Genomic DNA, 25,686 nt, shown 5'->3' on the forward strand with positions numbered 1-25,686 from the left:
GTGACGCCCGGGCTTGTAACTTGCGGCTGACCGTGACCCGGCCCGAGGAGGTGAGACCCATGAACCGTATCGATGTGGGTGCTCCGCCTCCGGTCCCGGTCGGGCGATCGACGTAGGTGTCGCCGGGAGCGCCCTCGCCACCACGGCGCTTCCCGAAAGGCAACACCATGTTCGATGTGATCATCGCCGGCTGCGGGCCGGTCGGCGCGATGCTGGCTGCCGAACTACGGCTGCACGACGTCCGGGTGCTCGTCCTCGACAAGGAGACCGAGCCGACGTCGTTCGCCCGCATCGTCGGTCTGCACATCCGCAGCATCGAGCTGCTGGCCATGCGCGGGCTGCTGGCGCGCGTGCTCGAACGCGGGCGACGGCGTCCGGCCCGCGGTTTCTTCGCCGCCATCGACAAGCCCGCGCCGGAGGGCCTGGACTCCGCGTACGCCTATCTGCTGGGAATCCCGCAGCCGGTCCTCGTCCACCTGCTCGAAGAGCACGCGGTCGCGCGGGGTGCGCAGGTCCGGCGGGGTTGTGCGGTGGCCGGCCTCGGGCCGGACGACGACGGGGTGACCGTCGAGCTGGCCGACGGGCAACGGCTGCGCACGCGCTACCTCGTCGGCTGCGACGGTGGGCGCAGCGCGGTGCGCAAGCTGCTCGGCGTCGGCTTCCCCGGCGAGCCCGCGCGGTCCGAGACGTTGCTGGGCGAGCTGGCCGTGGGCGTGTCGCCCGAGGAGATCGCCGCCCGGGTGGCCGAGGTCCGGGAAACCGACAGGCGGTTCCTGGTGGCGCCCGTCGGCGTCGGGGTCTATCGCGTCATCGTCCCCGTCCCGGGCGTCAGCGACCGCGCGAAGCCGCCGACGCTTGAGGACTTCCGACGCCAGCTCCGCGTGGTCGCCGGCACCGACTTCGGGGTGCACTCCCCGCGTTGGATGTCCCGCTTCGGGGACGCCACCCGGCTCGCGGAACGCTACCGCGTCGGTCGGGTGCTGCTGGCCGGCGACGCGGCCCACATCCATCCGCCGATCGGCGGGCAGGGCCTCAACCTCGGCCTCCAGGACGTGTTCAACCTCGGGTGGAAGCTGGCCGCGCAGGTCCGGGGCTGGGCGCCGGACACGCTGCTCGACACCTACCACGCCGAACGCCACCCGGTCGCCGCAGACGTGCTGGACAACACGCGCGCCCAGATGGAACTGCTGTCCACCGGGCCGGGCCCACGAGCCGTCCGCCGGCTGCTCACCGAGCTGATGGACATCGACGAGGTGAACCGCCGCCTGATCGAGAAGATCACCGCGATCGACGTCCGCTACGACCTCGGCGAGGGACCCGACCTGCTCGGTCGCCGCCTGCCCGACGTCGACGTGCGGCAGGGCCGCCTCTACGACCTGCTGCACCACGGCCGCGGCCTGCTGCTGGACCGCACCGGCCGGCTGACCGTCGACGGGTGGTCGGACCGGGTGGACCACCTCGGGGATCCCACCGCCACGCTGGACGTCCCGGGCGTGCTGCTCCGCCCGGACGGCCACGTCGCCTGGGCCGGCGACGACCAGCGGGACCTGGACAGGCACCTGTCCCGCTGGTTCGGCGAGCCACACGCACAGGCCCCGAGCGCCCCGCCGGCCTGAGCGTCGGCCGCCCCGGCCCCGACGTACCCCGGGGACCGGACGTGACCGACGTCCGGTCCCCGGACCGCCCGCGTACCGGCGAATGCGCTTGCCGGGCGGACGCCGGCCTGTCACGCTCCGTCCATGATCGACAAGCCCGACGTCGACGAACGGTCGCTGGCGGCGGAGGTGGCCGCCGCCTGGGCGCTGGACGTCTCCGCTCTCGTCTTCCTGCCGGTCGGCCTCGACGGCCGGGCCTGGGCCTACCGGGTGGACACGGTCGGCGGCGGGCGCTGGTTCCTGAAGCTCCGGCTCGGCGAGTTCACGCCGGCGGCCGTCCGGCTGCCCGGCCTGCTCCGGGCCCGGGGCATCCGGCAGGTGGTCGCGCCGATCGACCGGCCCGACGGCGGCACCCCGCACGCCTTCGGGGACCACCACCTGCTGCTCTACCCGTTCCACGACGGCGGGAGCCGGTGGGAGCGCGGCCTCACGGACCAGCAGTGGATCGAGTACGGCGAGTTCCTGGGTCGCCTGCACACGATCACGCCGACCGCCGGGATCGCCGGCCTCCTGCCGGCCGAGACCTACCGGTCGAGCGCCGGCGAACGGCTGCGGACGCTGGGCCGGCAGGCGGCGGCGAGCGCCGCCCTCGGCGCGTTCTGGCACCGGTACGGCGACGCGCTGCACCGGTTGTCGGCGACCGTCGACGAGCTGGCCGCCCGGATGACGCCGGCCCGGCACGTCGTCTGCCACGCCGACATCCACCCCGGCAACCTGATCGCCGACGGCGACGGCCCGCTGCACGTCGTGGACTGGGACGCGCCGGTGCTCGCGCCGCGCGAGCGGGACCTGACGTTCGTCCTCAGCGGTGACTTCGGGGACCATCCGATCGACGCGCGCCGCGCGGAACTGTTCCGCCGGGGCTACGGGCCGTGGGAACCGGACCGGACCAGGCTGAGCTACTACCGCGCCGAGCGGCACCTCGACGACGTCGCCGCGTTCCTCGCCGGCATTCTCGCCCCCGGGGCCAGCGCCGAGTCCCGCGCCAACGACAGGCACTGGCTCACCCGCATCGCCGAGAGGGTCGCCGACCCCGGTTACGCGCCCTGATCTGCTGCCTGCTGTCCGGGACGGATCAGACGATCCTGAGGTTGGCCATCATGCCCATCGCGCTGTGGTCGACCATGTGGCAGTGATAGGGGTAGACGCCACGCCAGGTGTCGAACGTCGCCTGCAACCGCACGCTCTGCCCGGGCCAGACGATCACGGTGTCCTTCAGCCCGGACTCGGTGGGATCGGCCGGCGCGCCGTTGCGGTCGAGCACCCGGAACTGCACCAGGTGCATGTGGAAGTTGTGCGGCATGACCACGTTGGCGTTGGTCACCGTCCACTCCTCGGTGCTGCCCCAGGCGATGGTGGTGTCGATCCGGGCCGGGTCGAAGACCTTCCCGTCGATGTACGCCTGATGCCCACCGGAACCCGCGTCGTCCATCCGCAGCTCGATGCTGCGGCGCACGGTCGGCGTGGGCAGCGGCGGCAGCGTACGCAGCCGCTGCGGCACCGACGTGCGGTCCGGGCCCTTCGCCGGTACGACGTCGAAGCGCATCACCTGGCCCACCTGCTCGGCCGGGCCGGGCCCCATCAGGTTCTGCAGCACCACCGAGGTGCCCGGCTGGTAGCGGGCGAAGTCGACCACCACGTCGAGCCGCTCACCCGGTGAGAGCAGCACGTACGGCATGGTGACCGGTGCCTCCAGCAGGCCGCCGTCGGAGCCGATCACCGTGATGTCCCCGCCGTCGGCGAGCCGCAGCAGATAGAACCGCAGGTTGCTGGCGTTGACCAGGCGCAGGCGGTAGCGGCGGGCCTGCACCTCGAAGCGCGGCCACGGCCGTCCGTTGACCAGCAGGGTGGTGCGGTTGTCGGCGTCGTCCATGGTCCAGACCAACTGGGCGTTGGCATCCAGGTGCGCGTCGCGCAGCACCAGCGGGACGTCGAACCGGCCCCGGGGCAGCGGCAGCGCCGCCTCGGTGCGGTCGGTGAGCAGGTAGAGGCTGGCCAGGCCCCGGTAGAGGTGCTCCGCCTCCATGTGGTGGGTGTGGTCGTGCATCCAGAGCGTGGCGTGCGCCTGCCGGTTCGGGTAGGTGTAGACCCGCTCGCCGCCCGGCGGGATCGTGGCGTCGCCCGAGCCGTCGTCCTCGGGGGCGGTGGCGCCGCCGTGCAGGTGCACCGCCGTGGGCATGGTCAGCCGGTTCCGCTGGCGGACCACCACCCGCCGACCCGAGGTGGCGTGGATCGTGGGGCCGGGCAGGTCGCCGTTGTAGGTGTACACCTCGGTGCGCGTGCCGGGCAGGATCTCCAGTCGCCGCCGGTGCATGGTGACCGAGTAGTAGTCGGTGGTGGCGGTCCGCAGCACCGGGCGCAGGGTCTGCGGCACCGTCAACGGCACGGTGAACGGCGTCACGGGCGTGGCCGTCGGCGCGGCGGTCCCGGCCGTGGCGGGAGCCGCGCCCCACTGCCCGGCCAGACCGGCCAGGCCACCGGTCGCCCCGACGATGCCCGACGCCGCGCCGAGGCGCAGCAGTTGACGACGAGTGGACAAGGCAGTTCCTTCCCCGAAGGTGCGCGAGAGGTGCCGGCAGCCGCGGTCGGCTGGTGGGCCGGGCGGTCGTCGCAGGCACGATGATCCCGGTGAATCCGTCGGGAGGAGACCCCTATCGACCGCACATCCGCAACCGGCCGCCCCCTTAGCGCGTCCCCGCCCCTGGTCGCGGCCGGGTCTCCCCGCGACGCCGGGGCCGAAACCATCACGGGTCACCGGTTCCGCCGGGCAACCTGAGCACCACCTGGGAGTTGTGGTCCGACCGCATCGAGGCGGGCGCGGCGGGGTAGGTACGACCGGTATGGCCGACACCGCGCTGCTCGACCTCGCCGCCGACTACCAGGTACACGACGGATACGACGACGACCCGGTCCTGCTGCTGCCCGACGGCAGCCCGGTGGAGACCTGGCGCGACGGCTACCCGTACGACGAGCGTCTCGACCGGGAGGAGTACGACCACCAGAAGCGGTTGCTCCAGATCGAGCTGCTCAAGTTGCAGGACTGGGTCAAGGACACCGGCGAGCGGTTGGTGGTCCTCTTCGAGGGCCGAGACGCCGCCGGCAAGGGCGGCACGATCAAGCGCTTCATGGAGCATCTCAACCCGCGCGGCGCGAGCGTGGTCGCGCTGGAGAAGCCGGACGAGCGTGAGGCCGGCCAGTGGTACTTCCAGCGTTGGCTGGCGCATCTGCCGGCGGCCGGGGAGATCGTGCTGTTCGACCGGTCCTGGTACAACCGGGCCGGCGTGGAGCGGGTGATGGGCTTCTGTTCCCGTAAGGAGTACCTGGAGTTCCTGCGGCAGGCCCCGGACCTGGAACGGATGCTGGTCCGTTCCGGCATCCGCCTGGTCAAGTTCTGGTTCTCGGTGTCCCGCAACGAGCAGCGCACCCGGTTCGTCATCCGCAAGGTCGACCCGGTGCGTCAGTGGAAGCTCTCGCCGATGGATCTCGCCTCACTCGACCGCTGGGACGACTACACCGAGGCCAAGGAGGCGATGTTCTTCTGGACCGACACCGCGGACGCGCCGTGGACGGTGGTGAAGAGCAACGACAAGAAGCGGGCCCGGCTGGAGGCGATGCGCCACGTGCTGCACCGCTTCGACTACGCCGACAAGGACGAGGCCGTGGTCGGCACGCCGGATCCGCGCATCATCGGGCCGGCCGGGCTCGACCTGGACCCGGAGGACCAGCCGGTGCCGATCTTCCCCCGCCCCTGACGCCCGGGCCGGTCAGTCGGTGCCGATGATCCTCCCGCCCAGCCCGGACCGGGACGTGGGCTGACCGACCAGCTCGACGAGCACCTCGTCGCGGCGGCCGTCACCGGACACGGCGGTGACGGCGTCGGTGAACGCGGAGACGAGTTGCGCGACGACCCGGGCCGAATGCGGGCGCGAACACTTCTTCGCGCATGCCGAAGGTGACCGAGCCGCCAACGGCGGACTGCACCTGCCGCAGCCGCTGCTCGACGTGTACGGGTCGGTCGCCCTGGCGGCGTTGGCGCTGGGCGGGCCGGTGACGGCGCTGCTCGGAGCGCTGCTGCCGGCCGGGTGGGCGGCCCGGGCCCGGACCGCGACCGCCCTGCGCACCGAACAGCGGGAGTTTCGCCCCCGGTCGCGCTGACACCGCGCCCGGCCGGCGGGAGGATGGGGGCATGGGTTCCCCGGATCACCGCTACCTGCTCGACAACGCCCGGGTCGAGGCGGGTGAGCGGTTCACCTGGCTGGCCGAGCTGTTCGACGGGGTCACGCGTGGGCACTTCGACCGGCTCGGGGTGGGGCCGGGCTGGCGCTGCTGGGAGGTCGGCGCCGGCGGCCCCAGCATTCCCGAGGCGCTGGCCACGGCCGTCGGGCCGACCGGTCACGTGCTGGCCACCGACCTCGATCCGGCCTGGTTGGACCCGCACGGCCGGTACGAGGTGCGCCGACATGACATCGTCGCGGACCCGCCGCCGCAGCCCGGCACGTTCGACCTGGTGCACGCGCGGCTCGTGCTCGTCCACCTGCCCGACCGGGCCCGGGCGTTGGCGACGATGACGGCGGCGCTGCGGCCCGGCGGATGGCTGGTGGTGGAGGACGCCGACACCGAGTTGCAGCCACTGGCCTGCCTCGACGAGGTCGGCCCGGCGCAGCGGCGCGCCAACCGGCTGCGCCGGGCCGTCCGGGAGTTGCTGACCCGCCGCGGCGCCGATCTGCGCTTCGGCCGTACGCTGCCGCGGGCGTTGCGGGCGGCGGGTCTGGTCGAGGTGACGGCCGCCGGTTGCTTTCCGATCGGCGGCGTGGCCTGCGACCGGCTGGAGGCCGCGACGGTGCGCATGGTCCGTGGCGAGCTGCTCGCCGCGGGGCTGGCCGACGACGTCGAGATCGACGCCCACCTGGCCGCCGTCGAGGCCGGCGAGCTCGACCTCACCCTCGCGCCGCTGATCTCGGCGTGGGGACGCCGTCCAGGCTGAGCGGTCGGCGGGGGCTCGCCGGCCGGCGCGCGCCGCGAAGCCCTTGCCCTTCGCCGGGGGCAGCCTTAGGTTGCATTGATGATCCTCAGTGGGGAGCCGCGCCCCAGCCCTGCGCGGAATGCCGGCCACGGCGAGCCGGGGCCCGAGGATCTCGACGGCATCGCCTACCTGCGAGGGCTCTCGAGGCGGGGGTTCCTCACCGGCGCCGCGCTGGCCGCGTCCGGGGTGTCGGCCGCCTTCGCGCTGCTGCCCGGCGCCGCCCGGGCCGCGGGCAGCTATCAGCGGCCCTGCGGGAACGTCCGGATCTCCAGTTCCTGGCAGGACCACCGGAACCGGACGCCGCCCTCGGCCGAGCCGGGCACCGACTACGCGGTGGCCACCGGCACTCCGGTCGTGGCCGCGGCGAACGGCACGATCCGCCTCGTGAAGACCGACACCTCCACCGCGACCGGACGCGTCGTGGGGATGGCCCACGACGACGGCAACTACACCCGACACCTGCACCTGTCGAGGATCGCCGTCTCCACCGGGCAACGCGTGTCGCGGGGCCAGACGATCGCCTACTCCGGCGCGTCGGCGAACGGCAGCGACCAGGGTGTCGGGCCGCACGTGCACACGAGTCTCTGGCTGAACACCGGCAGCCCGACGAATTTCGGCGCCACCACGGATTTCGAGAACCACGTCGGAGACGGGGGCAACCCCAACCCGCCGGACCAGGAGGCAGACGAAGTGTTCATCGCGAATGTGAGAGGCAACTGGTACCTCGTGGTCCCGCAGGGCTCCGGCAAGCCGCGGGCGGTGGTCCTCGGCGGCGACAGCAACGCCGCCGCGTCCGGCCTGCCCGTGCTGAACTTCACCTGGGACCCGTCGATCAACGCGCTCCGGGCCGCCGTCGACGGCATCGGCTGACGCCACCCGGCGGGTCACGCCAACCGGCCCGGGAAGGAACGGCGCTCCCCGCCGGGCCGTACCGGGCCACCGTGAGGGCGTTGTGGTCACCGTCGATGATGGTGGGGTGACTCGGGTGTTCCGGCGTCGGCTGCGGCGGCGCGTGGTCGTGCTCGCGGTGGTGGCTGTCGGTTGTGCGCTGGTGGCCGTGTCGGCCTGGTGGTTGCCGGCCGGTTGGTGGTCGCCCCGCCCGGGGTGGACGGGCACCGAACAGGCCGGCTGGATCGCCGGGATCGCGGGCGCGGTGTTCGCGCTGGCGTCGTTGGTCTTCGACCGTCTCGACGCTCGTGGGGCACGTGCCGCGGGGTCGGCCCGGGTGGGTGGGGTGGTCCGGATCGGTCGGGTGCCGCAGCAGGCCGCCTGGTTCCAGGACCGCGAGGCCCGCGTCGATCTGATGCGGGCGGCCCGGACCGGGCGGACCGCGGTGTTGACACAGGTGCTGTCGGGGATGGGTGGTGTCGGCAAGACGCAGTTGGCCGGCCAGTTCGCTCGTCACCTCGACACCAATGGTGAGCTGGACGTGTTGGTCTGGGTCACGGCGTCCAGTCGTGACGCGATCATCGCCGCCTACGCGGAGGCGGCGCGTGCTGTCGGTGTGGCGACCGCCGATCTGGAGCCGGAGACAGCGGCGGGGCGGTTGCTGGTCTGGTTGGAGCGCACCGACCGGCGGTGGCTGGTCGTGTTGGACAACCTCGACGCGCCCGGCGATGCCGCCGGTTGGTGGCCGCCGGCCAACCGTGACGGCCGTACCGTGGTCACCACCCGCCGTCGGGATCCGGTCCTGCACACCGACGGTCGCGTCCTGGTGCCGGTCGACCTGTTCACCCCCGCCGAGGCCGTCGACTATCTCACCCGGGCCACCGGCACCACCGGCGACCAACAGGGCGATGTCGAGGCGTTGGCCGCCGACCTCGGCTATCTGCCGCTGGCGGTCGCGCAGGCCGCGGCGTTCATCCGCGATCGTGGCATCGACGCGGCGGCCTACCGGGACCGACTGGCCGGTCAGCGCCTGGCCGATCTCGCGCCGCCCGACGACGCCCTGCCCGACGACCACCGGGCCACGGTCGCGGCCACCTGGCTGTTGTCCCTGGACGCCGCCGACAACCACCCGCCCCGGGGGTTGGCCCGACCGGTACTGGACCTGGCCGCGCTGCTCGATCCCAACGGGATCCCGGAGGCGGTCTTCACCACCGACGCGGTCGTCGCGCACCTCGGCGCGGTGACCGGCCAGGACGTGGCAGCACCGATGGTGACCGACGCCATGCGTAACCTGCATCGACTCAACCTCGTCACCCAGGACGCCGCCACCGCCGGCGTACGCGTGCATGCCCTGGTGCAACGCGCCACCCGCGACCACGGCGACCCGGCCCGGCTGGGCGCCGCGGCCCGCGCCGCCGCGGACGGGCTGCTCGCCCTCTGGCCGGACATCGACCGGGATCCCAAGTACACGCAGACCCTGCGCGCGAACACCACCACCCTGCGGGCCGGCAGCGGGGACAGCCTGCTGCTCCCCGCCCCCCACGGACTGCTGTTCCGCAGCATCCGAAGCCTCGGCGACACGGGCCAGGTCACCGCCGCCGCCACCGCCCTCGAACAGCTCCTCACCGACTGCCTGCGGGTCCTGGGCCCCGACCACGGCGACACCCTGACCACCCGCCACAACCTCGCCTACTGGCGGGGAGAAGCCGGCGACCCCACCGGCGCCGTGGCCGCCTTCGAACAGCTCCTCACCGACTGCCTGCGGGTCCGGGGACCCGACCACCCCCACACCCTGGACATCCGCCACAACCTCGCCTACTGGCGAGGAGAAGCCGGCGACCCCACCGGCGCCGTCGCCGCCTACGAACAGCTCCTCACCGACCAGCTCCGGGTCCGGGGACCCGACCACCCGCACACCCTGGCCACCCGCGGCCACCTCACCCGCTGGCGGGTGGAAGCCGGCGACACCACCGGCGTCGTCGCCGCCTTCGAACAGCTCCTCACCGACTATCTGCGGGTGCTGGGGCCCGACCACCCCGACACCCTGGCCACCCGCGGCAATCTCTCCTACTGGAGGGGGAAGTCCGGAGACATCGCCGGCGCCGTCGCCGCCTTCGAACAACTCCTCACCGACCAACTCCGGGTGCTGGGGCCCGACCACCCCGACACCCTGATCACCCGCAACGACCTCGCCGGGCGGCGGGGAGAGGCCGGCGACGCCACCGGCGCCGTCACCGCCTACCGGCAGCTCCTCACCGACCAGCTCCGGGTGCTGGGACCCGACCACCCCGCCACGCTGATCACCCGCCACAACCTCGCCCGGTGGCGGGGAGAGGCCGGCGACCCCGCCGGTGCCGTCACCGCCTACCGGCAGCTCCTCACCGACCGGCTCCGGGTGCTGGGACCCGACCACCCGCACACCCTGACGACCCGGCACAACCTCGCCCACTGGCGGGGAGTGGCGGGCGATCCCACCGGCGCCGTCGCCGCGTACGAGCAGCTCCTCACCGACCGGTTCCGGGTCCTGGGAGCGGACCATCCCGACACCGTGAACACCCGCCACAACCTCGCCGGATGGCGGGAGCGAGCCGGCGACCCCACCACCGATGCTTCCCAGGACGACGGGCCGTAGGCCCCGCGCCCGCCACCGCGCGGGCCGGGACGTGCACGTCCCACCCCGGCCCCGCCCGATCGAGGGATGCGGCCGGGGCGTGGCTGGCCGCCCGTCCGTCAGCGCGGAGCTATGCGGAGTTGCGCCATCTGCGGCCGTGCCGGCCGATGAGCCGGTCGGCGTCGGTCGGCCCCCAGGAGGCGGCCTCGTAGGTGGGGATCGGCGTGTCGTCCTTCTCCCAGTTCTCGATGATCGGATCGACGATCCGCCAGCACTGCTGCACCTCGTCGCTGCGGATGAAGAGCGACGCGTCACCGATCAACGCGTCCAGGAGCAGCCGCTCGTACGCCTCCGGGGACTCCTCGACGAACGTCTGGTCGTACGAGAACTCCATGGTGGCGGTGCGGACCCGGAACGAGTGGCCCGGAACCTTCGCGCCGAAGCGCAGCGAGATGCCCTCGTTCGGCTGGATCCGCAGGATCAGCGCGTCAGCTTCGAGGCCGGTGAGCTGGTCGGTCGGGATCGGCAGGTGCGGCGGGCGCTGGAACTGCAACGCCACCTCGGTGAGCCGGGCCGGCAGGCGCTTGCCGGTGCGCACGTAGAACGGCACCCCCGCCCACCGCCAGTTGTCCACGTTGAGCCGCAGCGCGGCATAGGTCTCGGTCCGCGACAGCGGGTCGACGCCTGCCTCCTCGCGGTAGCCGGCCATCAGTTCCTCGCGGGTGCCGCCCCGGGTGTACTGCCCGCGGACCGCGGCCTCGGCGATGTCCCGGTCGGTGGGGAGCCGGATCGCCTGCAGCAGCTTCACCTTCTCGTTGCGCAGGCCCTCGGCCTCGAACGAGGCGGGCGGCTCCATCAGGGCCAGCGCGAGGACCTGGAGCACGTGGTTCTGCACGATGTCCCGCATCGCGCCGGCCTCCTCGTAGAAGCCGCCACGGGTGCCGACGCCAAGGGTCTCCGCGACGGTGATCTGCACGTGGTCGACCCAGGAGCGATCCCAGATCGGCTGGAAGATCGAGTTCGCGAAGCGCAGCGCCAGCACGTTCTGGACGGTGTCCTTGCCCAGATAGTGGTCGATCCGGAAGACCTGGTGCTCGTCGAACGCGCTGTGCACGACGGCGTCCAGCTCCCGGGCCGTGACCAGGTCGCGCCCGTACGGCTTCTCGATGACCAGGCGGGAGAAGGAGCCCTCACGTGGCCGGTTGAGCCCGACCCCGGCCAGCCCGTTGATCACCGGCTCGAAGGCGCCGGCCGGGGTCGACAGGTAGAAGAGCCGGTTGCCGGACGTACCCCGCTGCGCGTCCAGCTCGTCGAGGGTCTCGACGAGCCGCTTGTAGGTCGCCGGGTCGTCGTAGCCGCCGGCCACGTAGCGTACGCCGCCTCGGAGCTGGCGCTTGTCGGCGAGTTCGCGCCCGCCGAGGGCGCTCTCGGCGAACTGCTCGTCGGTCATCGGCGTACGCGCGACGCCGACCAGCGCGAACTGGTCCGGAAGCCGCTCGTGTCGAGCCAGGCTCTCGACTGCGGGCAGCAGCTTGCGTCGGGTCAGATCACCGGAGGCGCCGAAGATCACCAGCGTGGCCGGCGGGGCACTCCGCTCCTGGATGAGCTGAGATGCGTGGTCCATGGTCTGCGTTCCTCCGGGCACTAGGGGTGTCGGGGTCGGGTGGTGCCGCGCTGCCATGCCTGAGATTGTGCGACTGATGCGGTCGTGCCGGGGCCACGCGACGTTGCTCCCTTGGTCGAGGAACCTGAGCGTCGCATGCCGTCCTGAGGGGCCGGCGGCTCGGTGGCGGGTTCGGTGCGTCGCCGTGGCCCCGCCCCGACGTCCGGCCGCACACCCGCACGCCCTCCACCGGGTTAACGAAAAAGAAACACGCTGGCCACCAATTTCGAGCAGAAACCGCCTGATCCATCGGTCAGCGAAGTGGTCGAATCGAAGTTGACCGAATGCTGGCGCATCGTCTGTCGTCATTGCATAATGGCTCCGCCGCACCGCCACCCCCGGCGTGCCGACGCCGAGTGGAGGGCCATCCTTGAAGCGCGACAAGTCGCCCGTCCTACCCGGGTCCGGCACCACCGACTACGCGCGTTACATGCGCACCGACGTGCTGCTCGGACTGCAACGAAACCCGGACGAGGTCATTCACCGCGATGAGTTGCTGTTCCAGGTGGTGCACCAGTCCAGCGAGCTGTGGTTCAAGCTGGCCGCCGCCGAGGTGACCGAGACGACCGCACGGGTGGCCGTCGGCGACCTGGCCGGGGCAGCGGCACTGCTGGCCCGGGCCACCCTCGCCGTACGCCTGGTCACCGACCAGTTGGAGATGCTGGACCACTTGTCCCCCGCGGACTTCCAGGCGATGCAGCCCGCGCTGGGCAACGGATCCGGCGCCGAGTCGCCGGGCTGGCGGCACGTCCAGGCGGCCAGCCGGAAGCTCGACCGTGCCTTCGCCGACCACCTTGCCGCGCACGGGTCCACCGCGGTGGACCTGCGACCAGGAGACCGCACGGATCCGACAGGCCGGCTCGCCGAGACGATGGTGGAGTGGGACGAGCGGGTGGCGTTGTGGCGGTTCCGGCACTACCAGGTGGCGCTGCGGGTCGGGGGCCATGCTCCGGCGGGCGCGCCGAACAGTTCGGCGACGGTGCTCGCCCGGCTCGTCGAGCACCGGTTCTTCCCGGACCTGTGGCAGGCCCGACTCCACACCCCCGGTGGCAGCCCCGGGACCGACCCGCTCTGACGGCCCGCGTCCGACGCAGGGTCTCCGGTGCACCTGCGTGACAGTCGTCCTCACCCCGAAGGGCTGCCCGTGCGCGAATTGACCAACTGGTTGTCCGGAACGACGGACCCCCACACTTTTCCCTACGCGGCGGTGCTGCGAGAATTCCACCGGGTCGGCAAACACTTCGTCGAGCCGCGACTACTCGAACTGCTCGACGGAGCGCGGCAACGCCTCGCCGCCCCCGAGCGGACCGGGAGCGGTACGGCGCCCGGGCTCCTGGCCGACTTCCTCGACGCCACTCTCGACAAGTGGGACGGGCGATACGACTACCGCAGTTATCTGGCGCTGCGTCTGCTGCGGTTGCCGACCGGCGAGGACGAACCGGTCGCGACCGGAGGCGACGACACCACCACGCGGCGCGACCGGGACCGGCTGTTCGCCAGGCTGGTCGCCGACGCGGTGACGTTCGAGGTCACCGCCGCCCGGGGCGCGGCCGACCTGTTCCCGCTCCGGCGTCCCGCGTGGGCGGTGGTGGCCAAGCGCTGCCGGCTCGGCACCCGGGCCGCCGCTCCCGCGCTGCGGCGCCTCGGCCACCCGACGTGGCCCGACGACACCGCACCGGCTGATGCCGCAGCCGCACTGCACACCGTCGCCGCCACCCTCGATCCCCCGTCGGACCTGTCGCTGCGGTTGAGCATGCTGCCGGTGCACGTGACACACGACGAGTACCTGTTCATCCGGGTGCTGCAGGCCTACGAGTGCCTGTTCGCCGCACTCGTCGACGAACTCGACGCCACCGTCGCCGCGCTTGCCGACCTCCGGCCCACCCCCGCCGCCGACCGACTGGCGTACGCCCGCGACCTGCTCGACGACGCCGGTCCGCTGTTCTCGCTGCTGGCGACCATGCAGCCGGAGTCGTTCCGGACGTTCCGGCAGTACACCGAGGGAGCCAGCGCCATCCAGTCCCGCTCCTACAAGCGGGTGGAGTCGCTCTGCCGGACCCCGCTCCAGGGCCGGCTGGACTCGGTGGCGTACCGGTCGGTTCCGGAGGTGCGGGCGCGGGTCCGGGCCGGCCGGGCGACGATCGACGAGGCGTACCGCGCGGCCGTGCGCGACGGTCGACTCGACGGCCCGGACCGGCGGCTGGTGGCGCGGCGGATGGAGGAGTTCGCCGCCGCCCTGCTCCGGTGGCGGCGCACCCACCACCGCATCGCCACCCGGATGCTCGGGCAGCGTTCCGGCACCGGCTACACCGAGGGCACACCCTACCTGGCGGCGGTCCGGGACGTGCCGGTGTTCACGTCCGTCGACCGCCGGCCCGGCCCGTTCGAACCGGTGGGAGGGCAGCGCGCATGAGCCCACCCGAATCGGGACCCGGCAGCCCGCCACAGTGCCTCGACGAGGCCACGCACGCCGCGCTGCGGGCCGAGTTCCCGGTGCTGCGCACCTGTGTGTACCTGAACAGCAACTCCACCGGCGCGGTGCCGGCCGGGGCGGAGACCGTGCTGCGCGACTACTGGGAGACGCTGCGCACCTGGCGCGACGACGTCTGGCAGGGCTGGCACGTCGGCCTCGACCGGTACGCCCACTCGGTGGCCCGCCTGCTCGGCGCGCCACCGGGCAGCGTGGTCACCGACGGGAACCTCAGCACGCTGCTGGCCCGGGTGGCCTCCTGCTTCGACTACCGCCCACCCCGCGACCGCGTCGTCACCACCGACCTGGAGTACCCGACGGTCCCGTTCATCTTCCGGGCGTTCCGCCGCTACGGCGCCCGGCTCGACGTGGTCGGCGACGGCGGACCCCACCTCGACCAGGACGCCCTGGAAGCCCGTCTCGACGAACGGACGCTGCTGGTGTGCGTGTCGCACGCCAGCTTCACCTCCGGCGCCACGGTCGACCTGGCCCGCCTGGTCGCCCGCGCGCACGACGTCGGCGCGCTCGTCGTCGTCGACGCCTTCCAGACCGTCGGGGTGGTGCCGCTGGACGTCACCGCCCTCGGCGTCGACATCGTGCTCGGCGGCGCGCACAAGTGGCTCTGCGGTGTCGGCACCGCCTTCCTCTACGTCCGGCCGGAACTGGCCTCGACGCTGGAACCGGCGGCCACCGGCTGGCAGGCCGGGGACCGGGCGTTGACGTTCCAGCCGTCCGACGGATGGGCGGCCGGCGCGCAGCGGTTCGCCGGCGGCACGCCGTACCCGCTCACCGCCCTGATCTCGCAGGTCGGCCTCGACCTGCTGGCGGGCATCGGCGCCGACGCGGTCCGGGCGCACTCCCTGGTCCTCACCGGGCGGGTCCTGGACCGGGCCGCGGCGGCCGGGATCCGCGTGGTCAGCCCCACCTCGCCCGAGCGTCGCGGCGGCGTGGTCTGCCTGGACGTCCCCGACGGCGAGGCGGTCAAGCGCCGGCTGGCCGCCCAGGGGCTGATCGGTAGCTGGCGCGGCTACCTGCGGATCGGACCGCACGTCTACAACACCCTCGACGAGGTCGACGCGTTCATGGACGCGCTGACGAAGGAGCTGCCCCGATGACCGTCGCCCTCTCCCCACGGGCGCTGATGAGCCTGCTCGCGAACGGCCCGAAGGCCATGGACGTGCTGGCGACCGCGTTCAACACCGGGCTGCTCGACGCGCTGGAGCCCGGCCCGGCCCGCCTCGACGCGCTCGCCACGCAGTTCCGGATGCGCCCGTTGCGGCTGTACAAGTTCCTCGACTGTCTGGAGAGTCTCGGCCTGCTGACCCGGGAGGCGTCCGGCGACGACATCGGCGACACCACCTACCGGGCCCTGCCCGGGTTGCGGGACGCGGTCGCCGCGGTGGTCGGTCCGGACGCGGTCGAACGGGACCGCGACCGTTACCCGTGGCGGCTGCTGCACGGCCGGCTCACCGAGAGCCTGCGCGGCGAGGTCAGCATCGGCGACGACGACTTCGCCTGGCCGCCCCGGACCGACGCCCAGACCGCCGAGTTCGAGCGCAGCATGGCCGTCGGGCTCGGCCCGGTGCTGGAGAGCGTCGGGCGGCACGCCGACGCGCTCTGGTCGGACCGTCGCCGCCTGCTGGACGTCGGCGGCGGCGACGGCACGCTCGCCGCGCACATCCTGGACAGCGCGCCCCACCTGCGGGCCGACGTCTACAACCTGCCCGCCGTGGCGCCCCTCGTCGCGGCCACCCGCGTCGCCCGCGGCCATCCGGACCGGCTCGGCTTCGTCGGCGGCGACTTCCTGGCCGAACCGCTGCCGCCCGGCTACGACGCGCTGTCCTTCGTGCGCGTCCTGCACGACTGGCCCGACGACGTCGCCCGCCGCCTGCTGGAGCAGGCGTACGCCGCCCTGGAGCCGGGTGGGCTGATCGTGGTCAGCGAGGAGTTCCGCACCCCGGACCGCCTGGCCATGCAGTTCTTCTGGAGCTACTTCCTCATCGGTGTGGACACCTGCGTCAGCCGGCTCCGCGAGACCGACTTCTACACCACGCTGCTCACCGAGATCGGCTTCGCACGAACGGCGGTGCTGCCCGGCACCTGGGAGCTGATCATCGCGTACAAACCGTCCACGGCCGGTTGACGGGCCCGTCCCACCTCACGCCGGCACACCGGAGACGACATCCGCGACGTTGCCCTGGTAGCAGGTCGCGGTGGAGATGGCGGGGGCGGTCACGGCCGGGCCGGAGACGACGTACCGCTGGCCGGTCTGCGCGTTGCGGCACTGGATCTGGACCCGGTAGACGCCGGTGTCGCACTGGGCGGTGCCACGGCCGTAGTAGTGGTTGCTGCCCTCGTGGACCCACTCCGCCCAGGAGACGCAACCGGTGACGCCGGTCGTCGGCAGTGGATCGTCGACGGGGTACACGCCCTCGGCGACGTTGCCGCTGTAGCAGGTCGTGGTGGCGGTGCCGGGCGCGTTCACCGCGTACCCGCCGTAGACGACGTACCCCACCCCGGTCTGGAGGTTGCGGCACCGGAGCTTGACCTTGTATCGGCCGCTGGTGCACTGCACGTTGCCCCGGCCGTAGTAGTAGCTGTTGCCGCCCTCCTGCACCCACTCCACCCACGTTGTACAGCCGGAAGCCGCGGCCTGGGCGCTCAGGTCGACCCGGGCGGTCGCGCCGGCAGGGGCCGGCGCGGCCAGGACGGAAAGGCCGAGCATCGTCGTCGCCATCAGCGAACGCGCATACCTCGTCACACACGCCTCCTGAAAGAGTGGACGGACGTCGATACTACAACCGTTCGTGACCGCTCGATCAAGTCTGCGTGACCGGTGCCGACGGCTGCGCCCCCGGCGTCGACACCGTCCCGGGTGGACCGGCCCCGCGGGGCTGGTCCACCCGGGACGGCACGGCTCAGGGGGTGTACGGGGTGTCGGTGTGGCTCAGCTCGGTGACCGTGACGCCGGAGAGTCGGTAGACGGTGGTCCGCCTCGTGTTGAGCTCGGCCATGCTCGCGTCGTCGGACCGGGTCAGCCAGACCACGGTGGCCTTCTGCCCGGTGATCCCGATCGAGGTGACCGGGGTCCGGTCGCCGAGGTCGACCACCGTGCGGTAGGCCGGCTTCCCGGCCGCGTTGTGCCAGAAGACGACACTCCAGAACTGGCCGGTCCCGCCGGTGCGCACCACCACCGCGCGGGCGGCGTCGGCGGCCTTGTCGCCGTCCAGATCACCGACCGCACAGGGCTTCTGGAGTGCCACGCCGGTGCCGTCCTCACCGTTCCAGATGCCGTCGAGCAGCGGAATGTGGTCGGTGTGATCGTAGAACGGCGCCTTCGGGCTGCCCAGGTCGGCGCCGGCGAGTTGACCGCAGGTCAGCGCCGGGACGGCCTTCGGCGGGGCCGGTTGCGGGTCGCTCGCCGGCTTCGCCGGCGCGGACGCGGCCGACGTGGGGCTGTCGGCGGTCGGCGCGGACGAGGTGGCGTCCGGTGTCACCTCGTCGGCCGGGGCTGCGGCAGTCGCGGTGACGGTGGTGGTGGCGGTGGAGACGGGGCCGGAGTCGCCGGCACACCCGGTGGAGAATCCGAGCAGGGTGAGGGCGACGACGATCGGCAGGGTCCGGCGCATCGGCGGGCGGTGTCCTCTCTGAGATGGTGCCCGCACCGTACGGAACCGGTGCCACCCCACCGGTTCCGTACGGCGCCCCCGCGGCATGCCCCTCCGGGGATCAGGCCGCCGGTCGCTCGTCGTCGGGGACGACCAGGGTCAGCCGGCGACGCCGGGCAGCGAGGAACAACACGCCTCCGGCCGCCAGCGCCGCGACGCCGATGCCGCCGATCAGTCCGGCCTGCGGCCCGGTGACGGGCAACCCGCCGTCACCGCCGCCGACGCCACCACCGCCGTCACCGCCGTCACCGTCACCGCCGTCACCGCCGCCGCTCTTGGCGGCCAGCACCACGGCGAACCCGTCCCGATTGTCGCTGCGGTCCACGTCGGCCACCCGGGCGGCGACGGCGTTCGCGGGCAGTTCGGCTTGCGCGGCCTTGGCGCGGTCGTTCGTCGGCCGCTCGGCGAGGCCCTCCACCCGCACGGTTCCGCCCGGCAACGTCGCCGGCGCGGTGGCGGACGCCGAGGTCGTCACCAGGTTGTACAGCTCGACCGCCGAGTAGACCGTGTCGTTCGGATCGGTGTCCTCGACGGCCGGCACGAGGGTGAGGCCCTGGTAGGTGCAGACCGCCGACCGCCCGGCGTCGCCGAGCACGCACTGGGTCGGCGGCCTGGTGAAGGTGACCCCCTCGGGCAGGCGCAGCGTGACCCGCACTCCGCTGACGGCCTTCCGGCCCTGGTTGGCGATGGTGTGCCACACCGCGCCCGTCTCACCGGGGTTCAGCGTGCCGGTGTGCTCGGGCGTGCCGCCGGCGCCGATCCGCACGGACTCCTTCACGTCCCGGGCGACCACCGAGAGGTCGGCGCTGGGCTGGTCGACCAGCTCCAGCGGGAACCATCCGGTGTTGTCGGCCGGATTCGCGTCCTTCTCCGGGCTGATGGTGACCGTGACTTCGAACCTGCCCCGGTAGGGCCCCGCCGCGCCGAAGAGCCTGGCGTCGACGGGAACGTCGACGGTCTCGCCCGGCCCCGGGATCAGCTCCGGCAACAGTTCGCAGTAGAACCCCCCGAAATCACCGTCGCACTCGCCCACCCCACCCGAATGCCAGATCAGGGCGACCGGCAGGGGCTCCGGGAGGCCCTCCGACGGCTGGCGGACTCTGACGACGACACTGCTCGGGGTCTCGTCCCCCCGGTTGCTGATCTTCAGGTGGACGACCTTCTTCTCGACCCCCCGCGTGATCCTCGTCCCGGACGCGTCGACCGCGAGGTCCGGACCCTTCTTCGCCGCCTCGGCGGGACCGGCGGGGACAGCCACCCCGGCGAGGAGGAACAGCGCGGCGGCAGTTCGCGACAGCCGCCGACGACCACAGCTCATGGCACAACCCTTCCGGACGTGCGGACAGTGTGGCTGAGAACACTATCGACAATCGGCTTCCACCAGTGCCCCGCACGCGCGGCGGCCCGAGGCCCTCTCCATGTCGCCTCGCCGGGTCAGTCCGGGCGGTTCGCGTCGGCCGCGGGCGCACCCGGGCCGGGCCGGGTGGCGACCTGATCGGGGTGGAGTTCGGCGTGGCAGGCGCCGCAGCGGTAGGCGGCCCGTACCGGCCCTCCGCAGCCGTCGTGCACCAGCAGCCGGGGCGGACCGGCCGGCTCGGGATAGTGGCGGTCGCCCCACCACATCAGCTGGGCGACGACCGGGGTCAACTCCCGGCCCTTGGCGGTGAGGTGGTACTCGAAACGCTCGGGTCGCTGCTGGTAGGCGCGGCGTTCCAGGACGCCCTCGGCGACGAGGAGGCGGAGCCGCTGGGTGAGCACGGTCCGGGTGACGCCGAGGCTGGCGACGAGTTCGTCGAAGCGACGCCGGCCGACCAGGACGTCCCGGAGGACGAGCATGGTCCAGCGCTCGCCGACCACCTCCAGGCTGCGGGCGAGCGAGCAGGTCTGATGCGCGTAGTCCTGGCCCAGCATGAGGCGGCCAACCCTACACCCAGTGAGTTGCGTGAAGCGACCCACCGATCCTACGGTGAGTCGCGTGATGCTACTCGCTCGGTGCCCGGCATCCGGCGAGCCACCTCTGCCGGAAGGGCGACCTCCGCCATGACCACATCCGAGACCCACCCCACCCCTGCCGCCTCCCGCAGCCGCGCCCACCAGCGGTTCCTCGAACGGTACGGTCCCACCGCCCTGGTCACCGGCGCCTCCTCCGGCATCGGCCGGGAGATCGCCCACCGCCTCGCCGAACGCGGTCTCGATCTGGTGCTGGTGGCCCGCCGCGAGCCCGAGCTGCGGGAGCTGGCCGCCGACCTCACCACGCGGCACGGCATCGACGCGCAGGTGCTGCCGCTGGACCTGGCCCGGCCGGAGAGCCTCGACGCGCTCGCCGCCGCGACCGCCGGCGCCGACATCGGTCTCTGCGTCGCCGCCGCCGGCTTCGGCACCTCCGGCCCGTTCGTCGCCGCCGAACTGCCCCGCGAACTGGAGATGCTCCAGGTCAACTGCGCCGCGACGTTGGCCCTGAGCTGGCTGTTCGGACGACGGTTCGCGGACCGGGGCCGCGGTGGGATCATCCTGCTCAGCTCCATCGTCAGCTTCCAGGGCGCGCCCAACGCGGCGAACTACGCCGCCACCAAGGCCTACGTCCAGACGCTGGCGGAAGGGCTGCACGCCGAACTCAGACCCCACGGGGTCGACGTGCTCGCCTCCGCGCCGGGCCCGGTCGCCAGCGGCTTCGCCGACACCGCCGGCATGCGCATGGGCAGGACCCTGACCCCCGAGGACGTGGCGCAACGGTCGCTCGACGCGCTCGGCCGCCGGCCCACCGCCTTTCCCGGACTGCTCTCCCGCATCCTCAAGGACAGCCTCGCCCCGCTGCCGCGCCGGGCCCGCGTCCGCGTCATGGGTGGGGTCATGGCCGGCATGACCAAGCACCGCCGCTGAGCCTCCTCAGCTTCGCGATCGTGGTCGGGGCGCCGGGGTCGCGGGCAATCTCGGCGACGATGTCCCGGGCGACGGGCCGGTGCGTGATCTCGGCCGGTGCGGTGCGCTCGACCTCGGTCACCAGGCGAGCCGCGTTGCCGGCATCTCCGGCATGCAGGTAGGCGCGGGCCACGTCGAGCAGATGCGCGGCACGGTGCTCGGCGGGCAGCCACCGCCAACCGGGCCGCGCGACGGCCCGCTCATGTCGGACGACCGCCGCACGAGCCTCCCCGGCTTCGACGGCTGCGGCGGCGCGAGCCAGGTCGACGGCGGTGGGACCGAACCCGGTGCGGTGATGGTCGCACCCGTCACCGACCCGCTGCGCCATGCCGTCGGCCTCGTCGAGCAGTTCGCCGGCGGCGGCCTCGTTCCCGTCCTGCGCCGCCGCCAGGCCGGCCTGGACGAGCAGGGTCCCACACAGGGACAGCTCCGCCGGTGCGCCGTGGTCCAGCACGGGCGGGGCGATCCGGTACGCGGCACCGAGCAGCACCGCCTTCGCCTCCCGCACCCGACCGAGCGCGCGTAACACCTGCCCGAGCTGCACGGCTGCGGCGGCCACCAACTCCCGGTCACCCGTGGCGGCGAGCATCGCCCGATCCCCCGCCAACCACGCCAGCTCGGCGTCGCCGAGCTTGAGCAACAGAGAAGCGGTGATCCGGTACGCCTCGACGAGCGGCACCCGACCCGCCACCGGGACCTCGGCGTGGGTGCGTTGTGCATGGGTGAGCAAGCCCGGCACGAGGTCGACCAACTGTGGGTAGCGGGCGTGCTGGAACGTCGTCCACGCGTACCCCACATCCCGCGACATCCGGTCCACCGGCACCACCGGTCCACCTCCCGACCTGCCCAACGGGATCTCGTAGCGAGACAGCGCCGCCCTGATCCGCCCGACGCCATCACCGCGACTCGCCACCGCGACCGGTGCGAGGTCCTGGCCGACCAGAGCGGCGGCGTCGACACGAAGCACGCGGGCGATCTCCTGGAGCGTCGAGAGCTTGTCCAGCGACCGGACGCCGCGTTCGACCTTGCCCACCCAACTCTTCGACTTGCCGAGCCGGTCGGCGAACACCTGCTGCGACAGCTTCCGCCGACCCCGCCAGTACGCCACCCGCCGTCCGACCGGCGACAGCTCAACGCTGCCCACGACGCCACCGCCGATCCGGTACGGCCCGGGTGGTCTCCTCCACCGGAATGCGAGCCGCCTCCGCCTCGGCCAACAGCCGACGCTTCGCCGCCTCCCGCTCGACCGCCTGGATCTGCTCGCCCCGGCTCACCGCAGAATCGTCGCCCTTACCCGACATTCCCCACCTCCGCCGCACTAGGTGACGGAAAAGCTACGGAAGGCTACATGCCGGAAAGGGTAGGTTTCATACCCCCTGGATCACGCGACGAGCCCGACCTTCATCGCGAGGTCACGGGCCTCCTCCCGGGTGGACCGTGGGCCGTCGAGGAGGTCCAGCGTGATCTGACGGGCGTACCCGTTGAAGCGGATCGTCTCCGGCGCCGACTGGTACGCCCGTCCGAGGAAACCTACTGCCGCTTCCATGTCGTTCTTGCCGTGGTGCGCCCGCGCGACCTCGATGAGGTGACGCGCCCGGCGGGGCCTCGACGGAATTGCCGCCGCGTCGTGGCGGCGTGCCTGCCGCACCGCCTCACCGGACTTCTGCAACTCCACCGACACCGTGACCGCGTGAGCGCCCATGACGACCCGCGAGAACGACGTCTGCGGCTGGTAGAAGTCCGGCGGCAGTCGATGCGCCACCCGGTCGGCGCGGTCCCAGAACCGCCAGGCCCGACCCTCCTCACCGGCGCGCGCGGCGGTGTAGGCGGCCTCGAAGTTCACCGCACCCCACAACGCCAACAGATTGGCGTTCGCGTCGGCTGTGTGCGGCTCCAGGACCGACAGAACGTCCAGGGTCACCGCCATCGCGGTGTCCCAATCCCCCGCGTCCCGGTGCACCTGGCACAGGAACCACCCCGCGCCCGCCACCGCCTCCGGCTCCCCGGACTCCTGTGCCGCCACCATCGCCCGGTCGGCGACCCGCCACAGCAACTCGGCGGCGGGTTGGTAGGCGAGGAACATCTGGGCCAGCCCGAGCGTCTCCGCCAACAGTGCCTGTGACTGCCGACGCTCGCCGCCCTCGTACCCCAGGGCGGCGCGTTGCACGTCCCGCAGCAGCCCCGGTAGCAGACCGCCCAGCACCGTCCGATGATCCGACGCCTGATGACGTGCCCGCCATGCCGCGTCGAGGCGCGTTCTGAGGGTGGACAAAGGCTCGGGAGGCGCGTCGGCGGAGAGCGAGAAGCGGTTCACCGCGTCCCGCACCAACGCCAACGCCGGATGTTCCGGCCCGTTCACCACGGCCGACCGGTCGCTCAACTCCCCGACCAGGGCAGACACGTCGACCTTGAGAGCACGCGCCATACGGTCCAGCATGTGCACCCGCGGCGGCAGGATCCGATCCGTCTCGACCGCCTTGACCCACTCGGCGCTGCGCCCCACCAGCCCGCCGAGCACCGCCCTCGTCTTCCCGGACCGCTCCCGGTAGACCTTCAGTCGCTGCCCGAACGTCAACTCCGGCAAGGAATCCATCCCGGACCTCCTCGTAGCGCGGAACGCACCACCGGCCCACCGGCCGCGTCAGTCCACGCTACCGGTCCTCCGGTCACCTCATCAGTCCCACACTCCAGCCAGATCATTCAGCGGACTGTCAGCGCCCGCGACGGCACAGGAGAACAAGCCAGCCGGACGGTCGGCGACATTACGGCGACATAGCACTACCGTGGTGGTCGTGGCCGTCTCCAACACCGCGTTGCGCGCCGTCCGCACCGAATTGCGGATGAGCCAGGGCGACTACGCCCGCGCGCTGGAAGTCGTCACCGGGCTACCCATCTCGCTCCTGGGCTTCGCCGCAGTGCCCAACGGGCACGTCACCGACGACGAGCACGGCGGCCACGATCTGACCTCTCCCGTGTCCGACCTGGCCACGCCCACACCGACGGCCAAGCCCACCTCGGCCCACCGATCGTACGAGGGCGTGTGGCTCAGCCGTTACCAGTTCTACTCCAGTGGGCGGGGAGACTCCTTCGCCGGACAACACTTCGTCGTGCTGCTCCAGCACGCCGACAGGCTGACCGCGCGCAGCCTGCCCGGCTCGGCGTCATCGTCGCTCTCGCTCGACCTGAGCGTCGACGGTGCCGTCGTCACCGGCACCTGGGTCGAGCAGACCGACCCCACCGGCTACTACCGGGGTGCCAGATACCACGGGGCAATCCAACTCATCGCCGAGCCCACCGGCCGACGGATGGCCGGGAAGTGGATCGGCTTCGGCAAGGACATGGACGTCAACACCGGCCCATGGGAGCTTGTCTTCCAGGACGCGTCGACATCCAAGGCGACGCTCGATCGCTACAACACGCGAGCGATGTAGCGTGGCTCCGTGGGGGTCCAGCCCACACCCTCCACCCGCCCGATGATCCGTCTGGCATTCACCGCCGAGCACAAGGACCATGGAAAGCGCACCTACCCTGCGAGATCGACACGGGTCTCTGCCAGCGACGGTCCAGGTGGCGCAGCTCTGACCCGGCTCGGCCCCGGCCCGGGGGACGCCGAGTCATCCGGTCACAGCGGTGACGGGTCGTCGCGCAACCGGCTGTAGAGCCATCCGTCCCGCCAGGCGCCGGCCCGGAACTCGCAGGCCCGCAGGACCCCCTCCAGCTGGAAACCGGCCTTCTCCAGCGACCGCTGCTCGGCGGCGTTCTCGGCATGGGTGCCGGCCTGGATGCGCTGCGCCGGGGTGTGGCTGAACAGGTAGTCGCAGAGCAGCGCCTGGGCCCGCCAGCCGAGCCCCCGGCCGCGCCACTCGGGCAGCAGCACGATGCCGATCTCCCAGTACGGCGCCCGCCCGCCGCCCTGGCGCTGCTGGTAGCTGAGGTAACCCGCCGGAACGTCCGGCGGATCGACCTGGACGATCAGGCCGCCGACCTGCTCGCCGAGATAGCCGTCCTCGGCGAAGCGGCGGGCCGGGGCGGCTGCGTCCCGGAAGCCGGCCCAGTCGAGCCCGATCAGCCCAGGTTCGACCGCGAACCGGCGCAGCATCGCCAGATCGTCCTCGGCCACCGGACGCAGTCGTACGGTCGAACCGGGCGCCTCGTGCACGACGCCGACCACCGGCGGATGGGAGCTGTCCATCCTCCGCACCGTAGTGACGGCCCGAACCGCCCGCTGCCCCGCGCAGCGATTCCGCGCGGTGACCACGCCGGGGCCGGGGTCACCGCAGTACACGGCGCAGCCGGCGGCGAGGTCGGGAAGGGCGGTCAGCCGGCGGTGCGGTCGAGCAGTTGCAGCAGCTCGTGCGCAGCCAACTCGACGTCCTTGTGGCGCCACTCGGAGGCGCGGTAGACGCAGGCGATGAGCCCGGAGCGGTGGACCCGACGGAAGTCGCCGTACGCGAAGGCGTAGCGCCCCTTCGTCTCCTCGCTCGCCCCGTCCGTGCAGGCGAGGAACCACTCGCCGTACTCGGTCCACGAGTGCGCGTCGAGGTAGGCGTTCTCGTCGCTCGCCCGGGGTTGCACGGCACCCCAGTCGCTGTCGAGAACGTACTGCCGGGCTTCGATGAGCCGCCGAGCGCGGGCGACGGCCGAGTTGTTCACCGAGTACGACGCCATGGTCGTCAGGATTCCCCGGAGCACGACCTGCTACGCCTCATCGAGCCGGCGCTTTCGAGTCCATTGTCCGACCGGGCAGGACCTCCGCTGCGTCTGAGTTGGGGTGCCGGGCCCCGTCAGG

At 72.5% G+C, this 25,686-nt stretch carries 24 protein-coding genes; 13 read left to right on the forward strand and 11 right to left on the reverse strand.

Annotated elements, in window-relative coordinates:
* Positions 1 to 167 precede the first annotated feature (167 nt).
* Together rox and AB0B02_RS03425 are read left to right on the forward strand one after the other, a co-directional pair.
* Positions 168 to 1,616 (forward strand): rifampin monooxygenase, encoded by a 1,449-nt coding sequence (gene rox, locus AB0B02_RS03420; protein WP_357296576.1) that lies wholly within the window; start codon positions 168 to 170, stop codon positions 1,614 to 1,616.
* A gap of 123 nt (positions 1,617 to 1,739) precedes the next feature.
* Positions 1,740 to 2,705: an aminoglycoside phosphotransferase family protein gene (locus AB0B02_RS03425; protein ID WP_357296577.1), complete on the forward strand. Its 966-nt coding sequence runs from the start codon at positions 1,740 to 1,742 to the stop codon at positions 2,703 to 2,705.
* Between the two features lie 25 nt (positions 2,706 to 2,730).
* Here the strand turns inward: AB0B02_RS03425 and AB0B02_RS03430 are convergent, their stop codons facing one another.
* Positions 2,731 to 4,194 (reverse strand): multicopper oxidase domain-containing protein, encoded by a 1,464-nt coding sequence (locus AB0B02_RS03430; RefSeq protein ID WP_357296578.1) that lies wholly within the window; start codon positions 4,192 to 4,194, stop codon positions 2,731 to 2,733.
* A gap of 301 nt (positions 4,195 to 4,495) precedes the next feature.
* Here AB0B02_RS03430 and ppk2 point away from each other — a divergent pair, with 301 nt between their 5' ends.
* The 5 genes from ppk2 (at position 4,496) to AB0B02_RS03455 (ending at position 10,198) form a co-directional block, all read left to right on the forward strand.
* On the forward strand, positions 4,496 to 5,407 hold the full coding sequence (gene ppk2 / locus AB0B02_RS03435; RefSeq protein WP_357296579.1) for a polyphosphate kinase 2: 912 nt from the start codon (positions 4,496 to 4,498) through the stop codon (positions 5,405 to 5,407).
* Between the two features lie 115 nt (positions 5,408 to 5,522).
* On the forward strand, positions 5,523 to 5,810 hold the full coding sequence (locus tag AB0B02_RS03440; protein WP_357296580.1) for a hypothetical protein: 288 nt from the start codon (positions 5,523 to 5,525) through the stop codon (positions 5,808 to 5,810).
* 31 nt (positions 5,811 to 5,841) lie between these two features.
* On the forward strand, positions 5,842 to 6,639 hold the full coding sequence (locus AB0B02_RS03445) for a methyltransferase (protein ID WP_357296581.1): 798 nt from the start codon (positions 5,842 to 5,844) through the stop codon (positions 6,637 to 6,639).
* Between the two features lie 78 nt (positions 6,640 to 6,717).
* The gene (locus tag AB0B02_RS03450; RefSeq protein ID WP_357296582.1) at positions 6,718 to 7,548 is read left to right on the forward strand and encodes a peptidoglycan DD-metalloendopeptidase family protein; all 831 of its coding nucleotides are present in this window, start codon (positions 6,718 to 6,720) and stop codon (positions 7,546 to 7,548) included.
* 106 nt (positions 7,549 to 7,654) lie between these two features.
* Positions 7,655 to 10,198, forward strand: coding sequence for a tetratricopeptide repeat protein (locus AB0B02_RS03455; RefSeq protein WP_281934960.1), 2,544 nt, complete (start codon positions 7,655 to 7,657; stop codon positions 10,196 to 10,198).
* Positions 10,199 to 10,307: 109 nt separating this feature from the next.
* Here AB0B02_RS03455 and zwf read toward each other — a convergent pair whose 3' ends face one another.
* A complete protein-coding gene (gene zwf / locus AB0B02_RS03460) occupies positions 10,308 to 11,801 on the reverse strand; it encodes a glucose-6-phosphate dehydrogenase (RefSeq protein WP_281934962.1) in 1,494 nt (497 codons plus the stop codon).
* A 409-nt stretch (positions 11,802 to 12,210) separates the two neighbouring features.
* Between zwf and AB0B02_RS03465 the strand changes: the two genes are divergently transcribed.
* From AB0B02_RS03465 to AB0B02_RS03480, 4 genes are all read left to right on the forward strand, one after another.
* The gene (locus AB0B02_RS03465) at positions 12,211 to 12,915 is read left to right on the forward strand and encodes a tryptophan 2,3-dioxygenase family protein (protein WP_281934964.1); all 705 of its coding nucleotides are present in this window, start codon (positions 12,211 to 12,213) and stop codon (positions 12,913 to 12,915) included.
* A 69-nt stretch (positions 12,916 to 12,984) separates the two neighbouring features.
* Entirely contained in the window at positions 12,985 to 14,253 is a 1,269-nt protein-coding gene (locus AB0B02_RS03470; protein ID WP_308447811.1) for a tryptophan 2,3-dioxygenase family protein, read from the forward strand.
* Positions 14,250 to 15,425 (forward strand): aminotransferase class V-fold PLP-dependent enzyme, encoded by a 1,176-nt coding sequence (locus tag AB0B02_RS03475; protein WP_281934968.1) that lies wholly within the window; start codon positions 14,250 to 14,252, stop codon positions 15,423 to 15,425. Before AB0B02_RS03470 ends, AB0B02_RS03475 begins: the two co-directional genes overlap by 4 nt.
* A complete protein-coding gene (locus AB0B02_RS03480; protein ID WP_281934970.1) occupies positions 15,422 to 16,453 on the forward strand; it encodes a methyltransferase in 1,032 nt (343 codons plus the stop codon). The genes AB0B02_RS03475 and AB0B02_RS03480 overlap by 4 nt, the downstream gene beginning before the upstream one ends.
* A 15-nt stretch (positions 16,454 to 16,468) precedes the next feature.
* On the opposite strand, the gene AB0B02_RS03485 is transcribed toward AB0B02_RS03480, so the two are convergent.
* The 4 genes from AB0B02_RS03485 to AB0B02_RS03500 all read right to left on the reverse strand — a co-directional run bounded on the left by AB0B02_RS03485 (position 16,469) and on the right by AB0B02_RS03500 (position 19,889).
* Entirely contained in the window at positions 16,469 to 17,071 is a 603-nt protein-coding gene (locus AB0B02_RS03485; protein ID WP_281934971.1) for a hypothetical protein, read from the reverse strand.
* 157 nt (positions 17,072 to 17,228) lie between these two features.
* The gene (locus AB0B02_RS03490) at positions 17,229 to 17,939 is read right to left on the reverse strand and encodes a hypothetical protein (protein WP_281934973.1); all 711 of its coding nucleotides are present in this window, start codon (positions 17,937 to 17,939) and stop codon (positions 17,229 to 17,231) included.
* Positions 17,940 to 18,039: 100 nt separating this feature from the next.
* On the reverse strand, positions 18,040 to 19,296 hold the full coding sequence (locus tag AB0B02_RS03495) for a hypothetical protein (protein ID WP_281934975.1): 1,257 nt from the start codon (positions 19,294 to 19,296) through the stop codon (positions 18,040 to 18,042).
* Positions 19,297 to 19,412: 116 nt separating this feature from the next.
* The gene (locus AB0B02_RS03500) at positions 19,413 to 19,889 is read right to left on the reverse strand and encodes a helix-turn-helix domain-containing protein (RefSeq protein ID WP_281934977.1); all 477 of its coding nucleotides are present in this window, start codon (positions 19,887 to 19,889) and stop codon (positions 19,413 to 19,415) included.
* Positions 19,890 to 20,018: 129 nt separating this feature from the next.
* Between AB0B02_RS03500 and AB0B02_RS03505 the strand changes: the two genes are divergently transcribed.
* Positions 20,019 to 20,858 (forward strand): SDR family oxidoreductase, encoded by an 840-nt coding sequence (locus AB0B02_RS03505; RefSeq protein ID WP_281934979.1) that lies wholly within the window; start codon positions 20,019 to 20,021, stop codon positions 20,856 to 20,858.
* Here the strand turns inward: AB0B02_RS03505 and AB0B02_RS03510 are convergent.
* The 3 genes from AB0B02_RS03510 to AB0B02_RS03520 all read right to left on the reverse strand — a co-directional run bounded on the left by AB0B02_RS03510 (position 20,827) and on the right by AB0B02_RS03520 (position 23,490).
* A complete protein-coding gene (locus AB0B02_RS03510) occupies positions 20,827 to 22,041 on the reverse strand; it encodes a helix-turn-helix domain-containing protein (RefSeq protein WP_281934982.1) in 1,215 nt (404 codons plus the stop codon). The genes AB0B02_RS03505 and AB0B02_RS03510 overlap by 32 nt on opposite strands.
* Positions 22,028 to 22,171 (reverse strand): hypothetical protein, encoded by a 144-nt coding sequence (locus AB0B02_RS03515; protein WP_281934984.1) that lies wholly within the window; start codon positions 22,169 to 22,171, stop codon positions 22,028 to 22,030. Before AB0B02_RS03515 ends, AB0B02_RS03510 begins: the two co-directional genes overlap by 14 nt.
* Positions 22,172 to 22,278: 107 nt before the next feature.
* Positions 22,279 to 23,490, reverse strand: a complete 1,212-nt coding sequence (locus AB0B02_RS03520; RefSeq protein ID WP_357296583.1) for a helix-turn-helix transcriptional regulator — start codon at positions 23,488 to 23,490, stop codon at positions 22,279 to 22,281.
* 190 nt (positions 23,491 to 23,680) lie between these two features.
* Between AB0B02_RS03520 and AB0B02_RS03525 the strand changes: the two genes are divergently transcribed.
* A complete protein-coding gene (locus tag AB0B02_RS03525; RefSeq protein ID WP_357296584.1) occupies positions 23,681 to 24,328 on the forward strand; it encodes an XRE family transcriptional regulator in 648 nt (215 codons plus the stop codon).
* Positions 24,329 to 24,519: 191 nt separating this feature from the next.
* Here AB0B02_RS03525 and AB0B02_RS03530 read toward each other — a convergent pair whose 3' ends face one another.
* Complete coding sequence (locus AB0B02_RS03530; RefSeq protein WP_357296585.1) at positions 24,520 to 25,089, reverse strand: GNAT family protein; 570 nt, start codon at positions 25,087 to 25,089, stop codon at positions 24,520 to 24,522.
* Between the two features lie 125 nt (positions 25,090 to 25,214).
* Complete coding sequence (locus tag AB0B02_RS03535) at positions 25,215 to 25,565, reverse strand: hypothetical protein (protein ID WP_357296586.1); 351 nt, start codon at positions 25,563 to 25,565, stop codon at positions 25,215 to 25,217.
* Positions 25,566 to 25,686 lie beyond the last annotated feature (121 nt).

The sequence above is a fragment of the Micromonospora sp. NPDC049240 genome (genome assembly GCF_040647835.1).
Classification (GTDB): Bacteria; Actinomycetota; Actinomycetes; order Mycobacteriales; family Micromonosporaceae; genus Micromonospora.

What these genes read in the sequence shown, in the direction of transcription:
- AB0B02_RS03445 (WP_357296581.1), top strand. Translation starts at nt 5,842, where the DNA reads ATGGGTTCCCCGGATCACCGCTACCTGCTCGACAACGCCCGGGTCGAG.
- AB0B02_RS03475 (WP_281934968.1), top strand. Translation starts at nt 14,250, where the DNA reads ATGAGCCCACCCGAATCGGGACCCGGCAGCCCGCCACAGTGCCTCGAC.
- zwf (WP_281934962.1), bottom strand. Translation starts at nt 11,801, where the DNA reads ATGGACCACGCATCTCAGCTCATCCAGGAGCGGAGTGCCCCGCCGGCC.
- rox (WP_357296576.1), top strand. Translation starts at nt 168, where the DNA reads ATGTTCGATGTGATCATCGCCGGCTGCGGGCCGGTCGGCGCGATGCTG.
- AB0B02_RS03425 (WP_357296577.1), top strand. Translation starts at nt 1,740, where the DNA reads ATGATCGACAAGCCCGACGTCGACGAACGGTCGCTGGCGGCGGAGGTG.
- AB0B02_RS03520 (WP_357296583.1), bottom strand. Translation starts at nt 23,490, where the DNA reads ATGGATTCCTTGCCGGAGTTGACGTTCGGGCAGCGACTGAAGGTCTAC.
- AB0B02_RS03490 (WP_281934973.1), bottom strand. Translation starts at nt 17,939, where the DNA reads ATGCGCCGGACCCTGCCGATCGTCGTCGCCCTCACCCTGCTCGGATTC.
- AB0B02_RS03530 (WP_357296585.1), bottom strand. Translation starts at nt 25,089, where the DNA reads ATGGACAGCTCCCATCCGCCGGTGGTCGGCGTCGTGCACGAGGCGCCC.
- AB0B02_RS03495 (WP_281934975.1), bottom strand. Translation starts at nt 19,296, where the DNA reads ATGAGCTGTGGTCGTCGGCGGCTGTCGCGAACTGCCGCCGCGCTGTTC.
- AB0B02_RS03500 (WP_281934977.1), bottom strand. Translation starts at nt 19,889, where the DNA reads ATGCTGGGCCAGGACTACGCGCATCAGACCTGCTCGCTCGCCCGCAGC.
- AB0B02_RS03505 (WP_281934979.1), top strand. Translation starts at nt 20,019, where the DNA reads ATGACCACATCCGAGACCCACCCCACCCCTGCCGCCTCCCGCAGCCGC.
- AB0B02_RS03450 (WP_357296582.1), top strand. Translation starts at nt 6,718, where the DNA reads ATGATCCTCAGTGGGGAGCCGCGCCCCAGCCCTGCGCGGAATGCCGGC.
- ppk2 (WP_357296579.1), top strand. Translation starts at nt 4,496, where the DNA reads ATGGCCGACACCGCGCTGCTCGACCTCGCCGCCGACTACCAGGTACAC.
- AB0B02_RS03535 (WP_357296586.1), bottom strand. Translation starts at nt 25,565, where the DNA reads ATGGCGTCGTACTCGGTGAACAACTCGGCCGTCGCCCGCGCTCGGCGG.
- AB0B02_RS03480 (WP_281934970.1), top strand. Translation starts at nt 15,422, where the DNA reads ATGACCGTCGCCCTCTCCCCACGGGCGCTGATGAGCCTGCTCGCGAAC.